The following is a 16,980-nucleotide window of genomic DNA, read 5'->3' as shown; positions in this document are numbered from 1 at the left end:
TAAAAAGAGTGTTATTTCTTGTGTATCAGACAATAAGCATTAATTCAAAATTATCAGGAATAATTAACACACAGGCATTTTGCCAGTTTATATATTCACAAATGAAATGAGCAAATAATAAAATATATGAATATTAAATACTTTGATTAATCCCCGTACTGATTACTCTTTATAATCAGTACGGGGTTGCTACTACATGTATTACTCTTTCACCACAATTAACGGTTCAATATCACTCTCTTTTTTGATGACCAGTGATTCATCGCCGCGCAAGCAAGTCCCGCCATAGTTGCCACCAACGGTGAAGGTACATACCTGGATGTATTTACCGTCCACTTTCGGCAAGCACCACAACTGTTGATAGATGTTTTTCTGCTCGGCAAATTTACCGCTGGTTTGATCCAGCACCTCTTCATGATGGCTGACCAGGTCGATATTGCTGCCACAGCGACCGGCAATCGGCTTCACGGCATAACCGGTTTTCACCAGTTCATCATTAACAGTGAAATCAGTATCCAGCAGATAGCGATGGTGCGGGAACAGCGACCAGAGGATCGGCAGAATCGCTTTGTTACCGGGGATCACCGTCCACAGCGGCTCAAAGACCAGCACTTCCGGGCGCAGCAGAACGTCGATCAGACGTACTTCATTTTGCGGATGACCGGTACGAATCGGCACTGCGGCAAACTCACGGTCACTGACTTCACGAATCTGATCAAACGCGGTTTCCCACGCCCAGGTTTTCCATACGCAGTTAACCAGTCGCCCTTCCCCATCAATCAGTTGCCCGGCAGCATCCCAGCCCAGTTCATCCAGCCCGCGCAAAATACGCGTTTCAAAGCCAGCCTGTTGCAGCGCCTGCTCCATAAACTGGGCGTGATAATTCTCCTCAATATCTTTGTCCTGCATGATATGGACAAATGGACGTGCACGACTGTGTTTCCATGCGCCTGCTAGTTCGTTAATCAGCCCTTCTGCCGGATTGAAGCCGTTGCCTTTATAGCCTTGCTCCGTCCAACGTTCGAGGATTAAGCCCGCTTCAGTATGGCAGGAGGCGGAATCGGCGTTGTATTCGTAGACCTTCAGGCCACGCTCATCCATACAGAAATCCATACGACCGGTGATCATATGGTGACGGCGACGCTGCCAGGAGAGACGCAAACGCGGCCAGAGGATTTTTGGAATGTCGAACAATGCCAGCAGGTTGTCATCTTTCAGCACCTTGTCGGTAGCGTGAAGATACATCAGGTGCAACTCGTTGGTGGCTTTAATCAGCTCCTGCTCGGCACTCTCGGTGATGGTGTAATAATGATACGGATCCTGATTAATCACCTGACCGTTGGCCTGCACGTAGGCATTTTGCAGCGGGTCTTTTTCATCCAGCCATTTACCGTCAAACTGGCCTTTGTTTTCCAGTCGCGCTCCGCTGATTTTCAACAAATCGCCTTCAATTTGCGGCTGTGGCAAGCTGTATTCGGTATCTTCCGTCTGAATCATCCAGCCCAGAATGGTGGTGTCATCAAACGTGTCTTTGAGGGTATAGCAGCCGTTTTCTACCACCATCTCCAACTCGCGCGTCCACTGCTGCCCTTGCGGTAACGGGGAATGAATCACGTTCTGTTCCGCAATACGGACTTTGTTGCCGTGCAATTGGGTAATGATGGCGACATGGCCGGTATCTTTAAATTCTCCGCCTTTATCCCAGATAAGCAGCGCACCCGCGACTGGCGCACGCGGCGAGCCGTTAGGAAATGCCTGCAATGGCAGGATGTTGTCGTTAACCACTTCACGCAGGAAGCGCAGCGAGAAAATCTCCCACGCCATGCCTACATCAGTGAAGACCACACCGTAATTCAGAAAGAGAAAACGGCGAGCAAATTCAACGCATTGCCATTTGTGGCCCATATATTCGTCGTCGATATAGCTACGGAATACGGCGTCATCTTCGTATTCCTGCGGATCGAGAGAACTGTAATCTGAAGAGTAGATTGCTACCCCACCTGGGGCGTAGCCCAATAATGTCCCGAACGGGGCATCCTGGCTGGTCGTTCCTTTGCTCATCACTTTACCTTTAACAATACAACCTAAGCAGTTGGCGTAATTGTTGTGCTCTGATTACCTGCTCAGCGACATTAACCGGACAGAGGTCAGACTAATCATACACCTCATCGCAGCGGCTGGCGCAAAGGGTTAAAAAATTCACATTCTGTACAGCAAGTGACCTGCTACACTGCTTCAACACTACCACTCAGAAGGCAACTCACTATGACAGACAATACTTATCAGCCCGCGAAAGTCTGGACGTGGGATAAATCCGCTGGCGGCGCGTTCGCCAATATCAATCGCCCGGTTTCTGGTCCGACGCATGAAAAAACGCTGCCCGTTGGCAAACATCCATTGCAACTTTATTCGCTGGGAACGCCGAACGGTCAGAAAGTAACGATTATGCTTGAGGAGCTGCTGGCGCTGGGCGTTACTGGTGCAGAGTACGATGCCTGGCTGATACGCATAGGCGATGGCGATCAATTCTCCAGCGGCTTTGTCGAAGTGAACCCAAATTCGAAGATCCCGGCGCTGCGCGATCATACGCATAATCCGCCGATCCGCGTGTTTGAGTCTGGTTCGATCCTGCTTTATCTGGCAGAGAAATTTGGCTACTTCTTGCCGCAGGATCTGGCGAAACGTACTGAAGCAATGAACTGGCTGTTCTGGCTACAGGGGGCTGCGCCGTTCCTCGGCGGTGGTTTTGGTCACTTTTACCATTACGCGCCGGTGAAAATTGAGTACGCCATCAATCGCTTTACCATGGAAGCCAAACGCCTGCTCGACGTACTGGATAAACAACTGGCGCAGCATAAGTTTGTTGCGGGCGATGAGTACACCATTGCTGATATGGCAATCTGGCCGTGGTTTGGCAACGTGGTATTAGGCGGCGTGTATGATGCCGCAGAGTTTCTTGATGCGGGCAGTTATAAGCACGTGCAACGCTGGGCGAAAGAAGTGGGTGAACGTCCGGCTGTGAAGCGTGGACGAATTGTTAACCGCACCAACGGGTCGCTGAACGAGCAGTTGCATGAGCGCCATGATGCCAGTGATTTTGAGACCAATACGGAAGATAAGCGTCAGGGGTAAGGGTTGGTGTTCGTCACAGCAAGCCATCCAGGCCGAGATAGGCCAGATAAGGCGTTCACGCCGCATCCGGCAATCGAGCACAATGCCTGATGCGACGCTGCCGCGTCTTATCAGGCCTACGAAAGCTAATCATCACGCGCTGGTAATGTCGTAATCCATTTGGCGCAGTGCGTCTAATGTGGCCTTGGCTTCATCTTCGTCGATGATGCTCATGGCAAATCCGACGTGTACCAGCACCCACTGACCCAGCAGATCGGCAGGGTTACCTTCACAAATCAGGGCGATATTCACGTCGCGCTTGATACCACATACTTCAACCTGCGCAAGCTGGTGAATATCTTCACCGACAGCCAGCACCTGGCCTGGAACGCCAATACACATTGTTAACTCCGGTTATTTCGATTGCGGACAAACGCGAAAAAGAACCTTTAGCGGGTGTTTCCCCTCACCCTAACCCTCTCCCCGGAGGGGCGAGGGGACCGTCCGTGCGCTTTTCAGGCATTGTCCTCAGTCTTATTCAACTTCAATACTTTTGACGATCAGCGAATCGCCGGTATCGACACGCAACCGCTCGCCATGACAGATCGGACACTGCGCATCGTGCTGATGAATCTCCACCACCTGGCTGCAATCCCAACACCAGGCCTGGGCAGGTTTATAGACGATATGTAAATCGCACCCTTGCGCCACCGTTCCCTGGCAGACAATTTCAAAACTAAAACGGACGGCGCTCTCCTCAACGCAGGAGAGCGCGCCAATTTCCAGCCACACGGCGGTGACGCGCTTAACATCGTGCTGCTCCGCCTGCCGTTGGATAATTTCAACGGCGCTCTGGCAAAGCGACAACTCATGCATTTTCACCACTCCTGCGACCAAACAGCAGGGCGCGACGCCCTGCGTGTGGTACATCCGGATTGGTGACCGGCAGCGAAAGGATCATTCGTGCGCAGTCATCCGTCAGCCGTTGACCCTCTTCAATCGACATGCTGTGCGAAAGCGGTGACATCAGCGAGCAGGAGAGGTATTGCGAAACACCGTCCAGTTCGCCAACGGTAAAGGTCATGGTGCCATACGGCAGTTGCAGACCGATTTTTTCACTCACTTTGCGCAGCGGCCAGAGTTGATCCGGGCCGGGGAAGATAACTGCACTCAGCATCCACGGGGTGATTACACACCCCGTCCACTGACCTTCGAACAGCGTAAAGTCGGAAACATACACCGGCATTGAAGGATGCAGAAAAGAGAGATCGTGCATCGAACGCCGGGCAATTTCTTCAAACGCTGCCTGTACTTGCGCCTTCGGGGAGGTCTGGAAACCTGCTATCTCTTCAGTCATGAGTCGCCTCCCGTGGGATGGCTTCCACGCCTGATTCACGCAGCGCAGCCAGAACCTGCTCAAGCGCAGGTTCAATCATCGCTTCGACCGTCGGCGTCAAGCCGATGTGCGGCTCCAGTGATTCCGGGATCACGCCGACCAGGGTCAGCTTTTTCGGAAACTCGCCAGTGAAGCGCAGGGCCGACAAGACGTCGGCCAGGCCAAGCTGATGCGGAGAAATTTTATTGGTAAACAACGCCGGAACTTCTTCATCCCGCAGGATCATCATCGTTCCCGGCGCGTTCTTTTTCGACACAATGGCATCCGCAATGATCAGATGATCGCGATTTGCCATGTCGCCAAGCAGCTCCATTCCTGCCGTGCCGCCATCGAGGATTTCAACATAATCCGGCAGAATGTATCGTTGCTCTAACGCTTCGACAATCCGCACACCGATGGCTTCATCGGTCAGCAAAATATTGCCGACCCCTAAGACTAAAATACGCATTACAGAACCTTCACTGAAACCACTTCGTTGCCGTCGGCATCCACTACGTGTACCGCGCAGGCCATGCACGGGTCGAAGGAGTGAATGGTGCGCACCACTTCCAGCGGTTTATTCGGATCGGCAACCGGTGTCCCCACCAGTGACTGCTCGTAAGGACCGACGTCATCATTAAAGTTACGCGGGCCGGAGTTCCAGGTTGATGGGACGACCGCCTGGTAGTTGCTGATGATACCGTCTTTGATCACCATCCAGTGAGAGAGCATACCGCGCGGTGCTTCAAGGAAGCCAACGCCTTTGAACTCACCTGTAGCCGGAATGTTCGGCTTCACAAAGGTGGTGTGGTCGCCTTTGCCGATATTGGTGATCAGTGCACTGTATTGATTTTGCAGGATATCCTGCAATTCGCAGCAGTGAACGGTACGACCAATAATACGCCCCAGCGTGGAGTGCAGCTGCGCCACCTCCAGCGTGTTGCCAGTCAGTTTCTGATAAATCGCAACGATTTCATTTAGTTTGTTCTGGGTAGACTCGCGTCCTGCGGCCAGTTTCACCAGCATGTTCGCCAGCGGCCCCACTTCTACCGTTTTGCCGTAGAAAGTCGGTGATTTCACCCAGGAATATTTACCGTCCTCAGACCAGCCGTCATAAGCCGGAATGGTCGTGCCTTCCCACGGTGCCTGCGGCGCTTCGTCTTTATACCAGGAGTGCTTCGCGCTTTCCTGAATCCCTTTGATCAGATATTCATCTGAATGGGAAGTGATCGGACGATACGAGGACAGATCCGCATTCTCAATGTAGCCGCCCGGGAACAGGAAGCTGCCGTTTTTGCTGTCGGTCGGGAATTCCGGCACGCTCAAGTAGTTCACCGCGCCTTTACCGCGTTCCAGCCATTCCGGATAGAACGCGGCAATAACTGCGGTATCAACCTTATAAACCTGCTCAACAAAGTCGCTCAGCTTGTCGATGAAGGACTTGATGTACATCAGGCGCTCAAGGTTCAGCACGCCCAGACCGTCAAGGTTGATCGGGTTAGCAACACCACCTACCGCCAGGTTCTGAATGTGCGGCGTTTTACCACCCAGCAGCGCCACAACGCGGTTAGCGTCACGCTGGCACTCCAGCGCCTGTAAGTAGTGCGCTACCGCAATCAGGTTCACTTCCGGCGGCAGTTTCATCGCCGGATGTCCCCAGTAGCCGTTGGCGAAAATACCCAACTGACCGCTGGCAACCAGATCTTTGATCTTGTTCTGAACTTTAGTGAACTCTTCCGGGCTGTTCAGGTGCCAGGTCGAAACGCCTTTCAGCATTTCGGAGGCTTTGGTCGGATCGGCTTGCAGCGCAGAAGTGATGTCTACCCAGTCCAGCGCAGAGAGCTGATAGAAATGAACGATATGGTCATGCGTGGTGTGCGCAGCCAGAATGATGTTACGGATGTATTGCGCGTTAACCGGAACGTCGATATTCAGCGCACTCTCTGCCGCACGAACAGAAGAGAGCGCGTGAGTGGTGGTACATACGCCACAGATACGTTGCACAATCATCCATGCATCGCGCGGATCGCGGTTTTTCACGATCTCTTCCATGCCGCGCCACATGGTCCCGGAAGCCCATGCTTTCGAAACGACGCCATTTTCGATTTCGCAATCGATGCGTAAATGCCCTTCAATACGGGTTACCGGATCAATAGTAATTCTCTGGCTCATGCTTTGCTCGCCTCATGACGATTATGATCGTTTTGTTTTAAAGGAGGAAGTATCGGCAGTAGACGAATGAGTACGATGTAAGCGCAAATCTCAATAGCCACAAAACCAATAGAAATCAACAGTTCTTCCCAGGTCGGGAAGTAGGCGTAACCGCCGCCTGGGTTGAATGCCACCAGCGAATAGGTCAGACGCCAGGTTGCACAACCTAACAGTGCGCTCAGTGCTGACAGGAACAGCATACGGGAATCATTGCGCAGCTTCGTCACACGCAGAACGACCAGCGGGAAAAGCATCAGCAGGACTTCAATCCAGAACATCACGGAGTAGAAGTCACCGGCAAACGCTAACGACAGCTTGTCGCGATAGATTAGCTCGCCAAAGCGCAGCACAATGAAAATCGCCAGCAGCACGCTGATGGTGTTGGTCAGCTTGACGAACAGGCTCTTCTCATCCGGGCCATTGCCGCGCAGACCCACCTGCACCAGCGAACCTTCAAAGATGACAATCGAGAAGCCCATGATGAACGCCGTCAGCAGCGAGAACAGCGGCAACATTTCATAGCTCTGCCACAGCGGATGCACTTTATAGCCCGCCGAGATCATCAGTGACCCCATGGAAGACTGGTGCATGGTCGGCAGCAGCGCGCCGAGCGCGATGATAAAGAACATCACCTTGTTCAGACGCTTGAGCGACACCTTCCAGCCCAGACGTTCAAACAGTGCCGGAGCAAACTCCAGAGCCATCACGCCGATGTAGATGGTCATACAGACCGCCGTCTCGAACAGTACCGAGTTCACGTTGAAGTGACCCGGAATGTAGAAGTACGGCAGGTTCCAGTAGCGACCCACGTCGATGGTGATCGACAAGCCACCCAGTGAGTAACCAAACAGACTCGCCAACAGCGCCGGACGCACCAGCGGATGGTATTGCCCACGGTTAAAGACGTATACCGCCCACGCCAGCGCCCAGCCGCCACAGGCAAAGCCGGTGCCGATCAGCAGGTCAAACGCGATCCACACGCCCCACGGGAAGCCGCCGTTCAGGTCGGAGACAGAACCCAGACCGAACACCAGACGTTTCACAATCAGGAGCATACAGATGACGATTAACGGTCCAAAAATCATGACCGGTTTACTGATGATTTTGCCGCCCAGCGGTTGTGGATCATGACTCATGATCGTCTCCTCCGTCGTGATGGTCGTTTTTGGTGTTGCGACGAACCAGCACGGTTAAGCCCGCCAGCACAGCCAGTGGTAGCATCATGCCTTTATACAGGGTGTGTTGAATATTTTCGGAACGCGCACCGGTAGAAAGATCGTCCAGTTTCGGCAGGTCGAGATTTTCATAAGGCACACCCGTCAGTACCAGAACCTGAGTACCGCCGCCCTCTTTCTCGCCGTACAGATGCGGATAATATTTCGGCACTGTGTGCAGGTAAGTGTCGCCAGATTTCAGCGTCTGACGCGGATAGTGGTATTCGCTGCCAGGCTTCAGCGCCAGGCGTTTTTTCGCCTCAGCCATCAGCTCTTCACGCGTACCAAAAATCACCGCGCCCGCCGGGCACACTTCTACGCAGCCAGGCAGACCGCCTTTATCGAGACGTTCCACGCCTTTCTGGTTACACAGCTCACACTTATGCAACGCACCAAACGGGTTGTTGTAGTCGTACTTCGGCACGTTGTACGGACAGGCGACCATGCAGTAACGGCAGCCGGTGCACACATCTTTGTCGTAATGGACAATGCCGGTTTTCGGATCTTTTTTCAGCGCAGAGACCGGGCATACAGAGACACAATTTGGATCGACGCAGTGCATACACTGTTTCTTAATGTACGCATAGCCGTTCTCTTCCTGGTCTTTGTTGACACCCGTGCCGCTGGTCCACACCTGAATGATGTTATTGGTGTATGGCGACAGTTTGTCGTTGTTCGACCAGGTCTGCTCCCCTTGTGGGTTACGTTCAGGGAAGTTGATATCCTGACACTTAGTGACGCAAGCCTGGCAGCCTACGCACAAGGTCGAGTCATACAACATACCCAGCGATCCCGGAATTGGCGGGCGGTTTTCAGCAGCCGCATGGCTGACAGACGGCAACGCGCCCGTCAGCAATGCCCCGCAGGAGGCTGCTTTAATAAAATTACGTCTGTTCACGGTTATTCTCCCCGTGAGTCAGCGTTATCTTTCTTTTGCTGACGACCCAGTTCACGCACCGCCATCACGCTGACACCGGCAACCAGCCCAACCACGCCGCCGAGCAAACCGATAGCGCCCGCAGAGACGTTGCCGCCTTCTTTAGCATTCACGTCCGGTTTTTGTGAGCGTGGCGTCTGGTTTTCGACGTTAGCAAGCTGATGGATGCCTTTATGGAAGCCGATACCTTCTTCGTTACAGCCGTAGCACGGGTGACCAATCGCCACCGGCCACACGCCGCCAACATCGCAGAATTGCAGCGTTGAGCAGTTGCCGTAAGTTTCAGGGCCTTTACAGCCGAGGTGGTACAGGCACCAGCCTTCGCGGTGGCCTTCATCACCGAACTCTTTGGCAAAACGACCAGCATCGAAGTGCGGGCGACGTTCGCAGTGTTCGTGAATCAGACGGCCATAGGCGAAGGTCGGACGATTTTTGTCATCCAGTTTCGGCGGTTTGCCGTAAGTGATGATGTGCGCAACGGTCGCAAGGAAGTTGTGCGGGTTCGGCGGACAGCCTGGAATGTTGATAACGGTTTTGCCCGGCAGAACTTCTTGCAGGCTGACCGCGCCGGTGGGGTTAACCCCAGCTGCTGCGACACCGCCCCACGCGGAGCAAGAACCGATAGCAATAATGGCTGCTGCGCCTTCCGCCGCTTTGCGGATGTGATCCACAATCGGCTCACCGGCAACCATGCAGTAAATACCGTTATCTTTTAATGGGATGGAACCATCCACAACCAACACATACTGCCCTTTATACTTCTCAAGCGCGTTATGTTTGTTCTCTTCAACCTGATGGCCGAATGCGGCGGAAAGGACTTCGTGATACTCCAGAGAGATGGTCTCCAGCACGAGGTTTTCTACCGTTGGATGCGTTGCACGAAGCAGAGATTCCGTACAACCGGTGCACTCCTGCGCGCCAATCCAGATAACCGGCGGGCGCTGCGGGTTAGTGACCGATTCGGCCATCTCTGCGGCGGCTTTGCTACTCAGCCCCATAGTGGCGGCTAATGCTGCACAAAGCTTCATGAAATCACGACGATTAATGCCGTGAGAATGGATGAGGGTGTTATCTCCAGTCATTTATAGTTATTCCGTTGCGAAGACCTGGCATATATTTTGCCTCAACCGCAAAATCAATAATGCGATCGATGCGCCATTTACCACACATTTATTATGGTTATCATTGTCATGATACTGCGGCGGGGCGCTAAAACGAAGGGAAGAAGCATTAGTGTAATTAATTAAAGCAAGATAATACGTATGTTTGATCAATTTTCGAGGCGATAACCAGCCATAAAAAATCGTAATGTAGAACAGGAATTATTCTCACGAAAGAAATCCATTACCATCTCTTTATCCAGTCCATAACGGCGCGTCAGAATACCTGCTTCCCAGGCGCTGAGCTGGCGGTCACCGGTCTTTTTATACATCCGATGCGAGTAGCCTAATACAAATCCGCGCTTATAATCGGCACAGAATTTAGTCACATTAACCGCACTGTCGGCATGTGTTGCTTTTAATCCCGCCATTAAGCCTTTACCAAAATGGTTATTCATCGTTTTGCCCTCAAACGCTATATATCAACTTATATAGCGATATTTTAGGCAAAGAACGACTTTTACGCACGCTATTTTTTTCAGCATGTTAAGAATGTTATCCAGGAAGAGATAAACCCATCAGGAGAGATATTTGTCGAACCATTTCAGCGTCCTTTGCCAGGCAAGATCGGCAGCAGATTTGTCATAACGGGGCGTGGAATCATTATGGAATCCGTGATTAACCCCCGGATAAATATACGCTTCATAAACCTTATTATTAGCTTTCAACGCTGCCTCATAAGCGGGCCAACCTTCGTTGATTCGCGTATCCAGTTCAGCGTAGTGAAGCAGTAAAGGCGCGTCGATTTTCGCCACATCGGCGGTGGGCGCCTGGCGGCCATAAAACGGCACCGCGCAGGCCAGTTCCGGGTATGCCACCGCTGCCGCGTTCGAGACACCACCGCCATAGCAAAATCCCGTAATACCCACTTTGCCCGTGGCTTGCGGATAGCGTTGCATAAACTCAATCGCGGCAAAGAAATCATTCATCAGTTTGGTTGGATCAACCTGCTGTTGCAGCTCACGACCTTTATCATCGTTCCCCGGATATCCGCCCACGGAGCTTAAGCCGTCTGGCGCCAGAGCGATGTACCCCGCCTTCGCCACTCGCCGCGCCACATCTTCGATATACGGATTCAGTCCACGATTCTCATGCACTACCACCACGGCTGGCGTTTTGCCGCTCATCTTCGCAGGCTTCACCAGATAACCCCGAACCTCGCCGTGACCATTTGGCGAAGGATACGTGATGTACTCAGCAACAATCTCCGGGTCGGTAAACTCTACCTGAGTCGCCAGCGCATAATTTGGCTTGAGCAAATCAAACAACGCTAATGCCGTCATCCCGCCCACCGTATACTTCGTCGCCAGGTTGAGGAACTCACGTTTCGAGATTTTCCCGTGAGCGTAATAGTCGTAGTAATCCAGTAACTCTTGCGGGAAATCTTTGGCTGTTAAACGCGACATCGTTTCATTCCTCAACTGTTGTTTTTTTAAGCAAAGCATAAGCACGTGTTTTTGCCCAGTTTTTCGTCACTCTGTGAACTAGGCTACGGGAGACACGCTGGCAAATTGCTAAACTAGAAACATTGTTTCGAAACTGAACGGTGAAAAGGAGATGTCATGGTCTGGTTAGCGAATCCCGAACGTTACGGGCAGATGCAGTACCGCTATTGCGGAAAAAGCGGTTTACGTCTGCCCGCGTTATCGCTCGGTTTATGGCACAATTTCGGCCACGTTAACGCGCTGGAATCACAGCGTGCGATCCTGCGCAAAGCCTTTGATTTGGGCATTACGCACTTTGATTTAGCCAACAACTACGGGCCGCCTCCAGGAAGCGCAGAAGAGAACTTTGGTCGTCTGCTGCGGGAGGATTTTGCTGCTTATCGCGATGAACTGATTATCTCTACCAAAGCCGGATACGATATGTGGCCCGGCCCGTACGGCTCTGGCGGTTCACGTAAATACCTGCTCGCCAGCCTCGACCAAAGCCTGAAGCGTATGGGTCTAGAATATGTTGATATTTTTTACTCTCATCGCGTCGATGAAAATACGCCGATGGAAGAAACCGCCTCTGCGCTGGCTCATGCTGTGCAAAGCGGCAAGGCGCTGTATGTCGGGATCTCTTCATACTCGCCAGAGCGGACGCAAAAAATGGTCGAGTTGCTGCGCGAATGGAAAATTCCGCTGTTAATTCATCAACCTTCATACAATTTACTGAACCGCTGGGTGGATAAAAGCGGCCTGCTGGACACCCTGGAAAATAACGGCGTGGGCTGTATTGCCTTTACTCCACTGGCTCAGGGATTGCTGACCGGAAAATATCTCAACGGTATTCCGGAGGATTCACGGATGCATCGCGAAGGTCATAAAGTTCGAGGTCTGACGCCGAAAATGCTCACCGAAGCCAACCTCAACAGCCTGCGGTTATTGAATAAAATGGCACAGCAGCGCGGTCAGACGATGGCGCAAATGGCATTAAGCTGGTTGCTGAAAGATGATCGCGTGACATCGGTATTGATCGGTGCCAGCCGTGCGGAGCAACTGGAGGAGAACGTACAGGCGCTGAATAATCTGGCGTTTAGCACCGAGGAGTTAGCGCAGATTGACCAGCATATCGCCGATGGCGAGCTGAATCTGTGGCAAGCGTCATCCGATAAATAACGTGTTAATAACGGGCGCGAGAACCGCGCCCGAATCAGATCAGTGATTATGGCGAGTCAGTCGGTCAAGATAGCCCATCACAAACGCAGAGAGCACAAACGTCAGATGGATAATGACGTACCACATCAGTTTGTTATCAGGGACATTTTTCGCATCCATAAAGACGCGCAGTAAGTGAATGGAAGAGATCGCCACAATCGACGCTGCCACTTTGTTCTTTAGCGACGTTGCGTCCATTTTCCCCAGCCAGTTCAGCTTCTCTTTGTTCTCGGAGATATCGAGCTGCGAGACGAAATTCTCATAACCGGAAAACATCACCATCACCAGCAAACCGCCAACCAGCGTCATATCCACCAGCGACAGCAGAACGAGGATCAAATCAGATTCCGCCATCGAGAAGATATTCGGCAGTACGTGAATAATCTCCTGGAAGAACTTCAGCGCCAGGGCAACTAACGCCAGCGAAAGGCCAAAGTACACGGGGGCAAGCAGCCAGCGAGAAGCATACATTGCATTTTCAAGAAAACGTTCCATACATTCCTGTCGTGTAGTTAAAACGGGCAACAGTATATCGCAATTGAGTAAACAGCGCGCAACAGCAAATCAACATATACGTTAAACCGTTGTCGCATAAATCCGAGGTTTAGGGATCTTCCTGGTTCCCTGATTAACGCATTGAGAGCGTCTACCCTTATAGGACGTTGAACCTGAAGGGAGAAAAGCGATGTCTCATTTAAAAGACCCGACCACGCAGTATTACACTGGTGAATATCCCAAACAGAAACAACCGACGCCAGGCATCCAGGCGAAGATGACGCCGGTGCCGGATTGCGGCGAGAAAACCTATGTTGGTAGCGGTCGCCTGAAAGATCGTAAGGCACTGGTGACAGGGGGCGATTCTGGTATCGGTCGTGCTGCCGCCATCGCTTACGCGCGTGAAGGCGCTGACGTGGCGATCAGTTATCTTCCGGCGGAAGAAGAAGACGCCCAGGATGTGAAAAAGATTATTGAAGAATGCGGACGCAAAGTCGTTCTGCTGCCGGGCGATTTAAGCGATGAGAAATTTGCCCGTTCGCTAGTTCACGACGCGCATAAGGCGTTAGGCGGGCTGGATATTATGGCGCTAGTCGCCGGGAAACAGGTTGCCATTCCTGATATTGCAGACCTCACCAGCGAACAGTTTCAAGAGACCTTTGCCATTAACGTTTTCGCGCTGTTCTGGTTAACCCAGGAAGCGATTCCCTTGCTGCCGAAAGGCTCAAGTATCATCACCACTTCGTCAATCCAGGCGTACCAGCCGAGCCCGCACTTGTTGGATTACGCAGCAACGAAAGCGGCGATTCTTAACTACAGCCGTGGTCTGGCAAAACAGGTCGCGGAGAAAGGTATTCGGGTGAATATTGTCGCACCAGGTCCTATCTGGACGGCACTGCAAATTTCCGGCGGACAAACGCAGGATAAGATCCCACAGTTTGGTCAGAAAACACCGATGAAACGTGCGGGGCAGCCGGCAGAACTGGCGCCTGTTTATGTTTATCTGGCAAGTCAGGAGTCGAGCTACGTCACCGCAGAAGTGCACGGCGTGTGCGGCGGCGAACATCTAGGCTAAAAAATGCCCGGTTGTATGAAGCAACCGGGCATCATTTTTATTTCGCTTTAGCGGTTTCTTCGCCGACCAGGCCTATCTTCAGATAACCCGCCTGATGCAGCGTATCCATTACCTTCATCAACGTCTCGTAATCGACGGTTTTGTCCGCTCGGAAGAAGATGGTGGTGTCTTTCTTGCCTTCGGTTAACGCATTCAACGCCGTAATCATTGTTTCATCGGTGACCGGATCGTTACCGATAAACATCGAGTTGTCTGCCTTCACCGACAGATAAACCGGTTTTTCCGGGCGCGGCTGCGGCGTGCTGGTAGAAGCAGGCAAGTTCACCTTCACATCTACCGTCGCTAACGGTGCCGCCACCATAAAGATAATCAGCAGAACCAACATCACGTCGATAAACGGCGTCACGTTGATATCATGCATTTCGCCGTTATCATCGAGGTTTTCGTTAAGATGCATTGCCATAGCGCATTACCCTGCACGTAATTTTTGTGCGACACGAACCGGATGCGCAGCGGCGCTGGCTTCCAGATCCAGGTCACGGCTTTGCAGCAACAGCACCTGCGCTGCGACATCGCCCAGCATCGCTTTAAAGCCGCCAATCTGGCGCGCGAATACGTTATAGATAACGACCGCCGGAATCGCTGCCACCAGGCCGATTGCCGTTGCTAACAGAGCTTCTGCGATACCCGGTGCAACCACCGCCAAATTCGTGGTCTGCGTTTGCGCAATACCGATAAAGCTGTTCATGATGCCCCAGACCGTACCAAACAGACCAACGAACGGCGAAATCGCGCCAATGGTTGCCAGATAGCCGTTACCGCGTCCCATTTGACGCCCCACTGCGGCGACCCGACGCTCCAGGCGGAAGCTGGTACGCTCTTTAATACCTTCGTTATCGTCGCTGCCTTCTGACAATTCCAGCTCGTTCTGCGCTTCATTGAGCAAATGCAGGCTTAAGCTTTTGCTACCAAAATCAGCGGCGATATCGTTGGCCTGGTTTAAGGAACGCGCTTCAGCCAGCAGTTGCTGCTCGCGCTTAAGGCGACGCTTCTGATTGAAGAACTCTACGCTCTTACTGAAGAAGATTGCCCAGGTGACTACGGAGGCCAAAATAAGCCCAATCATCACGCACTTAACGACAATATCGGCGTGCTGATACATACCCCAGACGGAAAGATCCGTCTGCATTAAATTATTACCCACTGTGTATCTCCAGGACGCAAGTCACAAAATCTGCGCATAATAATATCAAAACGACGTCGAATTGATAGTCGTTCTCATTACTATTTGCATACTGCCGTACCTTTGCTTTCTTTTCCTTGCGTTTACGCAGTAAAAAAGCCACCAGAACGCCATTTGCGAAAATTTTCTTCTTTAATGCCAATTCTTCAGGATGCGCCCGCAATTATTCATGCTAGTTTAGACATCCAGACGTATAAAAACAGGAATACCGACATGGCGGACAAAAAGCTTGATACTCAACTGGTGAATGCAGGACGCAGCAAAAAGTACACTCTCGGCGCGGTGAATAGCGTGATTCAGCGCGCCTCTTCGCTGGTTTTTGACAGCGTTGAAGCGAAAAAACATGCGACGCGTAATCGCGCCAACGGCGAATTGTTCTATGGACGGCGCGGAACGTTAACCCACTTTTCGTTACAAGAAGCAATGTGCGAACTGGAAGGTGGCACCGGCTGTGCACTGTTTCCTTGCGGTGCGGCAGCGGTTGCCAATTCCATCCTTGCTTTTGTCGAACAGGGCGATCATGTGTTGATGACCAACACCGCCTACGAACCAAGTCAGGATTTCTGTAGCAAAATCCTCAGCAAACTGGGCGTAACGACATCGTGGTTTGATCCACTGATTGGCGCGGATATCATTAAACATGTGCAGCCAAACACTAAAATCGTGTTTCTGGAATCCCCTGGCTCCATCACCATGGAAGTGCATGATGTTCCGGCGATTGTCTCCGCCGTGCGCAGCGTGGTGCCGGACGCCATCATTATGATCGATAACACCTGGGCTGCCGGGGTGCTGTTTAAAGCCCTTGATTTTGGCATTGATGTTTCCATTCAGGCCGCCACCAAATATCTGGTAGGTCACTCGGATGCAATGATCGGCACTGCGGTATGTAATGCCCGATGCTGGGAGCAACTGCGGGAGAACGCTTATCTGATGGGACAAATGGTCGATGCCGACACCGCTTATATGACCAGCCGTGGCCTGCGCACTTTAGGTGTGCGTCTGCGTCAACATCATGAAAGCAGCCTGAAAGTGGCTGAATGGCTGGCGGAACATCCGCAGGTTGAACGGGTTAACCACCCTGCTCTGCCGGGCAGTAGAGGTCACGAATTCTGGCAACGAGACTTTACAGGCAGCAGCGGACTATTTTCCTTTGTGTTGAAGAAAAAACTCAACGATGAAGAACTGGCGAACTATCTGGATAACTTCAGTTTATTCAGCATGGCCTACTCGTGGGGAGGATATGAATCGTTGATCCTTGCAAATCAACCGGAACATATCGCCGCCATTCGCCCGCAAGGAAAGATTGATTTCAGCGGCACGTTGATTCGCCTGCATATTGGTCTGGAAAACGTCGACGATCTGATTGCCGATCTGGACGCTGGCTTTACCCGAATTGTGTAACATTGCCAAATTTGGACAATTTTGCAGACATTTAATTGTGAATAGTCTTAAATTGTTGCGTCCGGGATCAAGGCGTCCCGGACGATTCAGGAGTACAATAGGCAAATAAAGGCTTA

The 16,980-nt window shown here is 51.9% G+C and carries 18 protein-coding genes; 4 read left to right on the top strand and 14 right to left on the bottom strand.

Features of this window, described 5'->3' with window-relative positions; all coding sequences use genetic code 11:
* Positions 1 to 201: 201 nt before the first annotated feature.
* A complete protein-coding gene (gene gss, locus HEN21_RS11955; protein WP_010348713.1) occupies positions 202 to 2,061 on the bottom strand; it encodes a bifunctional glutathionylspermidine amidase/synthase in 1,860 nt (619 codons plus the stop codon).
* 204 nt (positions 2,062 to 2,265) lie between these two features.
* On the opposite strand from gss, the gene yghU reads away from it, so the two are divergent.
* Positions 2,266 to 3,132, top strand: a complete 867-nt coding sequence (gene yghU, locus HEN21_RS11950) for a glutathione-dependent disulfide-bond oxidoreductase (protein WP_176251940.1) — start codon at positions 2,266 to 2,268, stop codon at positions 3,130 to 3,132.
* A 132-nt stretch (positions 3,133 to 3,264) separates the two neighbouring features.
* Here the strand turns inward: yghU and hybG are convergent, their stop codons facing one another.
* From hybG to yghX, 10 genes are all read right to left on the bottom strand, one after another.
* Positions 3,265 to 3,513 (bottom strand): hydrogenase maturation factor HybG, encoded by a 249-nt coding sequence (gene hybG / locus HEN21_RS11945; RefSeq protein ID WP_000334896.1) that lies wholly within the window; start codon positions 3,511 to 3,513, stop codon positions 3,265 to 3,267.
* Between the two features lie 132 nt (positions 3,514 to 3,645).
* Positions 3,646 to 3,987, bottom strand: a complete 342-nt coding sequence (hypA, locus tag HEN21_RS11940) for a hydrogenase maturation nickel metallochaperone HypA (RefSeq protein ID WP_000544956.1) — start codon at positions 3,985 to 3,987, stop codon at positions 3,646 to 3,648.
* Positions 3,980 to 4,468, bottom strand: coding sequence for a hydrogenase-2 assembly chaperone (hybE, locus tag HEN21_RS11935; protein WP_000134014.1), 489 nt, complete (start codon positions 4,466 to 4,468; stop codon positions 3,980 to 3,982). The genes hypA and hybE overlap by 8 nt, the downstream gene beginning before the upstream one ends.
* Entirely contained in the window at positions 4,461 to 4,955 is a 495-nt protein-coding gene (locus HEN21_RS11930; protein WP_001221940.1) for a HyaD/HybD family hydrogenase maturation endopeptidase, read from the bottom strand. The genes hybE and HEN21_RS11930 overlap by 8 nt, the downstream gene beginning before the upstream one ends.
* The gene (gene hybC / locus HEN21_RS11925) at positions 4,955 to 6,658 is read right to left on the bottom strand and encodes a hydrogenase 2 large subunit (protein WP_105285777.1); all 1,704 of its coding nucleotides are present in this window, start codon (positions 6,656 to 6,658) and stop codon (positions 4,955 to 4,957) included. The genes HEN21_RS11930 and hybC overlap by 1 nt, the downstream gene beginning before the upstream one ends.
* The gene (gene hybB / locus HEN21_RS11920) at positions 6,655 to 7,833 is read right to left on the bottom strand and encodes a Ni/Fe-hydrogenase cytochrome b subunit (RefSeq protein WP_176251939.1); all 1,179 of its coding nucleotides are present in this window, start codon (positions 7,831 to 7,833) and stop codon (positions 6,655 to 6,657) included. Before hybB ends, hybC begins: the two co-directional genes overlap by 4 nt.
* Positions 7,823 to 8,809, bottom strand: coding sequence for a hydrogenase 2 operon protein HybA (gene hybA / locus HEN21_RS11915; protein WP_001081870.1), 987 nt, complete (start codon positions 8,807 to 8,809; stop codon positions 7,823 to 7,825). Before hybA ends, hybB begins: the two co-directional genes overlap by 11 nt.
* Positions 8,810 to 8,811: 2 nt before the next feature.
* Positions 8,812 to 9,930, bottom strand: a complete 1,119-nt coding sequence (gene hybO, locus HEN21_RS11910; RefSeq protein WP_000145410.1) for a hydrogenase 2 small subunit — start codon at positions 9,928 to 9,930, stop codon at positions 8,812 to 8,814.
* Between the two features lie 188 nt (positions 9,931 to 10,118).
* Positions 10,119 to 10,406, bottom strand: a complete 288-nt coding sequence (yghW, locus tag HEN21_RS11905; RefSeq protein ID WP_001059138.1) for a DUF2623 family protein YghW — start codon at positions 10,404 to 10,406, stop codon at positions 10,119 to 10,121.
* A gap of 120 nt (positions 10,407 to 10,526) precedes the next feature.
* Positions 10,527 to 11,414: a YghX family hydrolase gene (gene yghX, locus HEN21_RS11900; RefSeq protein ID WP_010348720.1), complete on the bottom strand. Its 888-nt coding sequence runs from the start codon at positions 11,412 to 11,414 to the stop codon at positions 10,527 to 10,529.
* Between the two features lie 156 nt (positions 11,415 to 11,570).
* Here yghX and gpr point away from each other — a divergent pair, with 156 nt between their 5' ends.
* The gene (gene gpr / locus HEN21_RS11895; RefSeq protein ID WP_176251938.1) at positions 11,571 to 12,611 is read left to right on the top strand and encodes an L-glyceraldehyde 3-phosphate reductase; all 1,041 of its coding nucleotides are present in this window, start codon (positions 11,571 to 11,573) and stop codon (positions 12,609 to 12,611) included.
* Positions 12,612 to 12,650: 39 nt separating this feature from the next.
* Here the strand turns inward: gpr and HEN21_RS11890 are convergent, their stop codons facing one another.
* Entirely contained in the window at positions 12,651 to 13,145 is a 495-nt protein-coding gene (locus HEN21_RS11890; protein ID WP_000439331.1) for a TIGR00645 family protein, read from the bottom strand.
* 190 nt (positions 13,146 to 13,335) lie between these two features.
* Between HEN21_RS11890 and yghA the strand changes: the two genes are divergently transcribed.
* The gene (yghA, locus tag HEN21_RS11885; RefSeq protein WP_000018750.1) at positions 13,336 to 14,220 is read left to right on the top strand and encodes an NADP(+)-dependent aldehyde reductase; all 885 of its coding nucleotides are present in this window, start codon (positions 13,336 to 13,338) and stop codon (positions 14,218 to 14,220) included.
* Between the two features lie 37 nt (positions 14,221 to 14,257).
* Here yghA and exbD read toward each other — a convergent pair whose 3' ends face one another.
* Together exbD and exbB are read right to left on the bottom strand one after the other, a co-directional pair.
* A complete protein-coding gene (gene exbD / locus HEN21_RS11880; protein WP_001240712.1) occupies positions 14,258 to 14,683 on the bottom strand; it encodes a TonB system transport protein ExbD in 426 nt (141 codons plus the stop codon).
* Positions 14,684 to 14,689: 6 nt separating this feature from the next.
* The gene (gene exbB, locus HEN21_RS11875) at positions 14,690 to 15,424 is read right to left on the bottom strand and encodes a tol-pal system-associated acyl-CoA thioesterase (protein ID WP_000527844.1); all 735 of its coding nucleotides are present in this window, start codon (positions 15,422 to 15,424) and stop codon (positions 14,690 to 14,692) included.
* A gap of 252 nt (positions 15,425 to 15,676) precedes the next feature.
* On the opposite strand from exbB, the gene metC reads away from it, so the two are divergent.
* The gene (gene metC / locus HEN21_RS11870) at positions 15,677 to 16,864 is read left to right on the top strand and encodes a cystathionine beta-lyase (protein WP_176251937.1); all 1,188 of its coding nucleotides are present in this window, start codon (positions 15,677 to 15,679) and stop codon (positions 16,862 to 16,864) included.
* Positions 16,865 to 16,980 lie beyond the last annotated feature (116 nt).

This window comes from Escherichia sp. 93.1518 (assembly GCF_013368915.2).
Lineage (GTDB): Bacteria > Pseudomonadota > Gammaproteobacteria > Enterobacterales > Enterobacteriaceae > Escherichia > Escherichia ruysiae.
The sequence above is the reverse complement of the archived record's forward strand: the minus strand, read 5'-3'. Positions and strand labels throughout refer to the sequence as shown.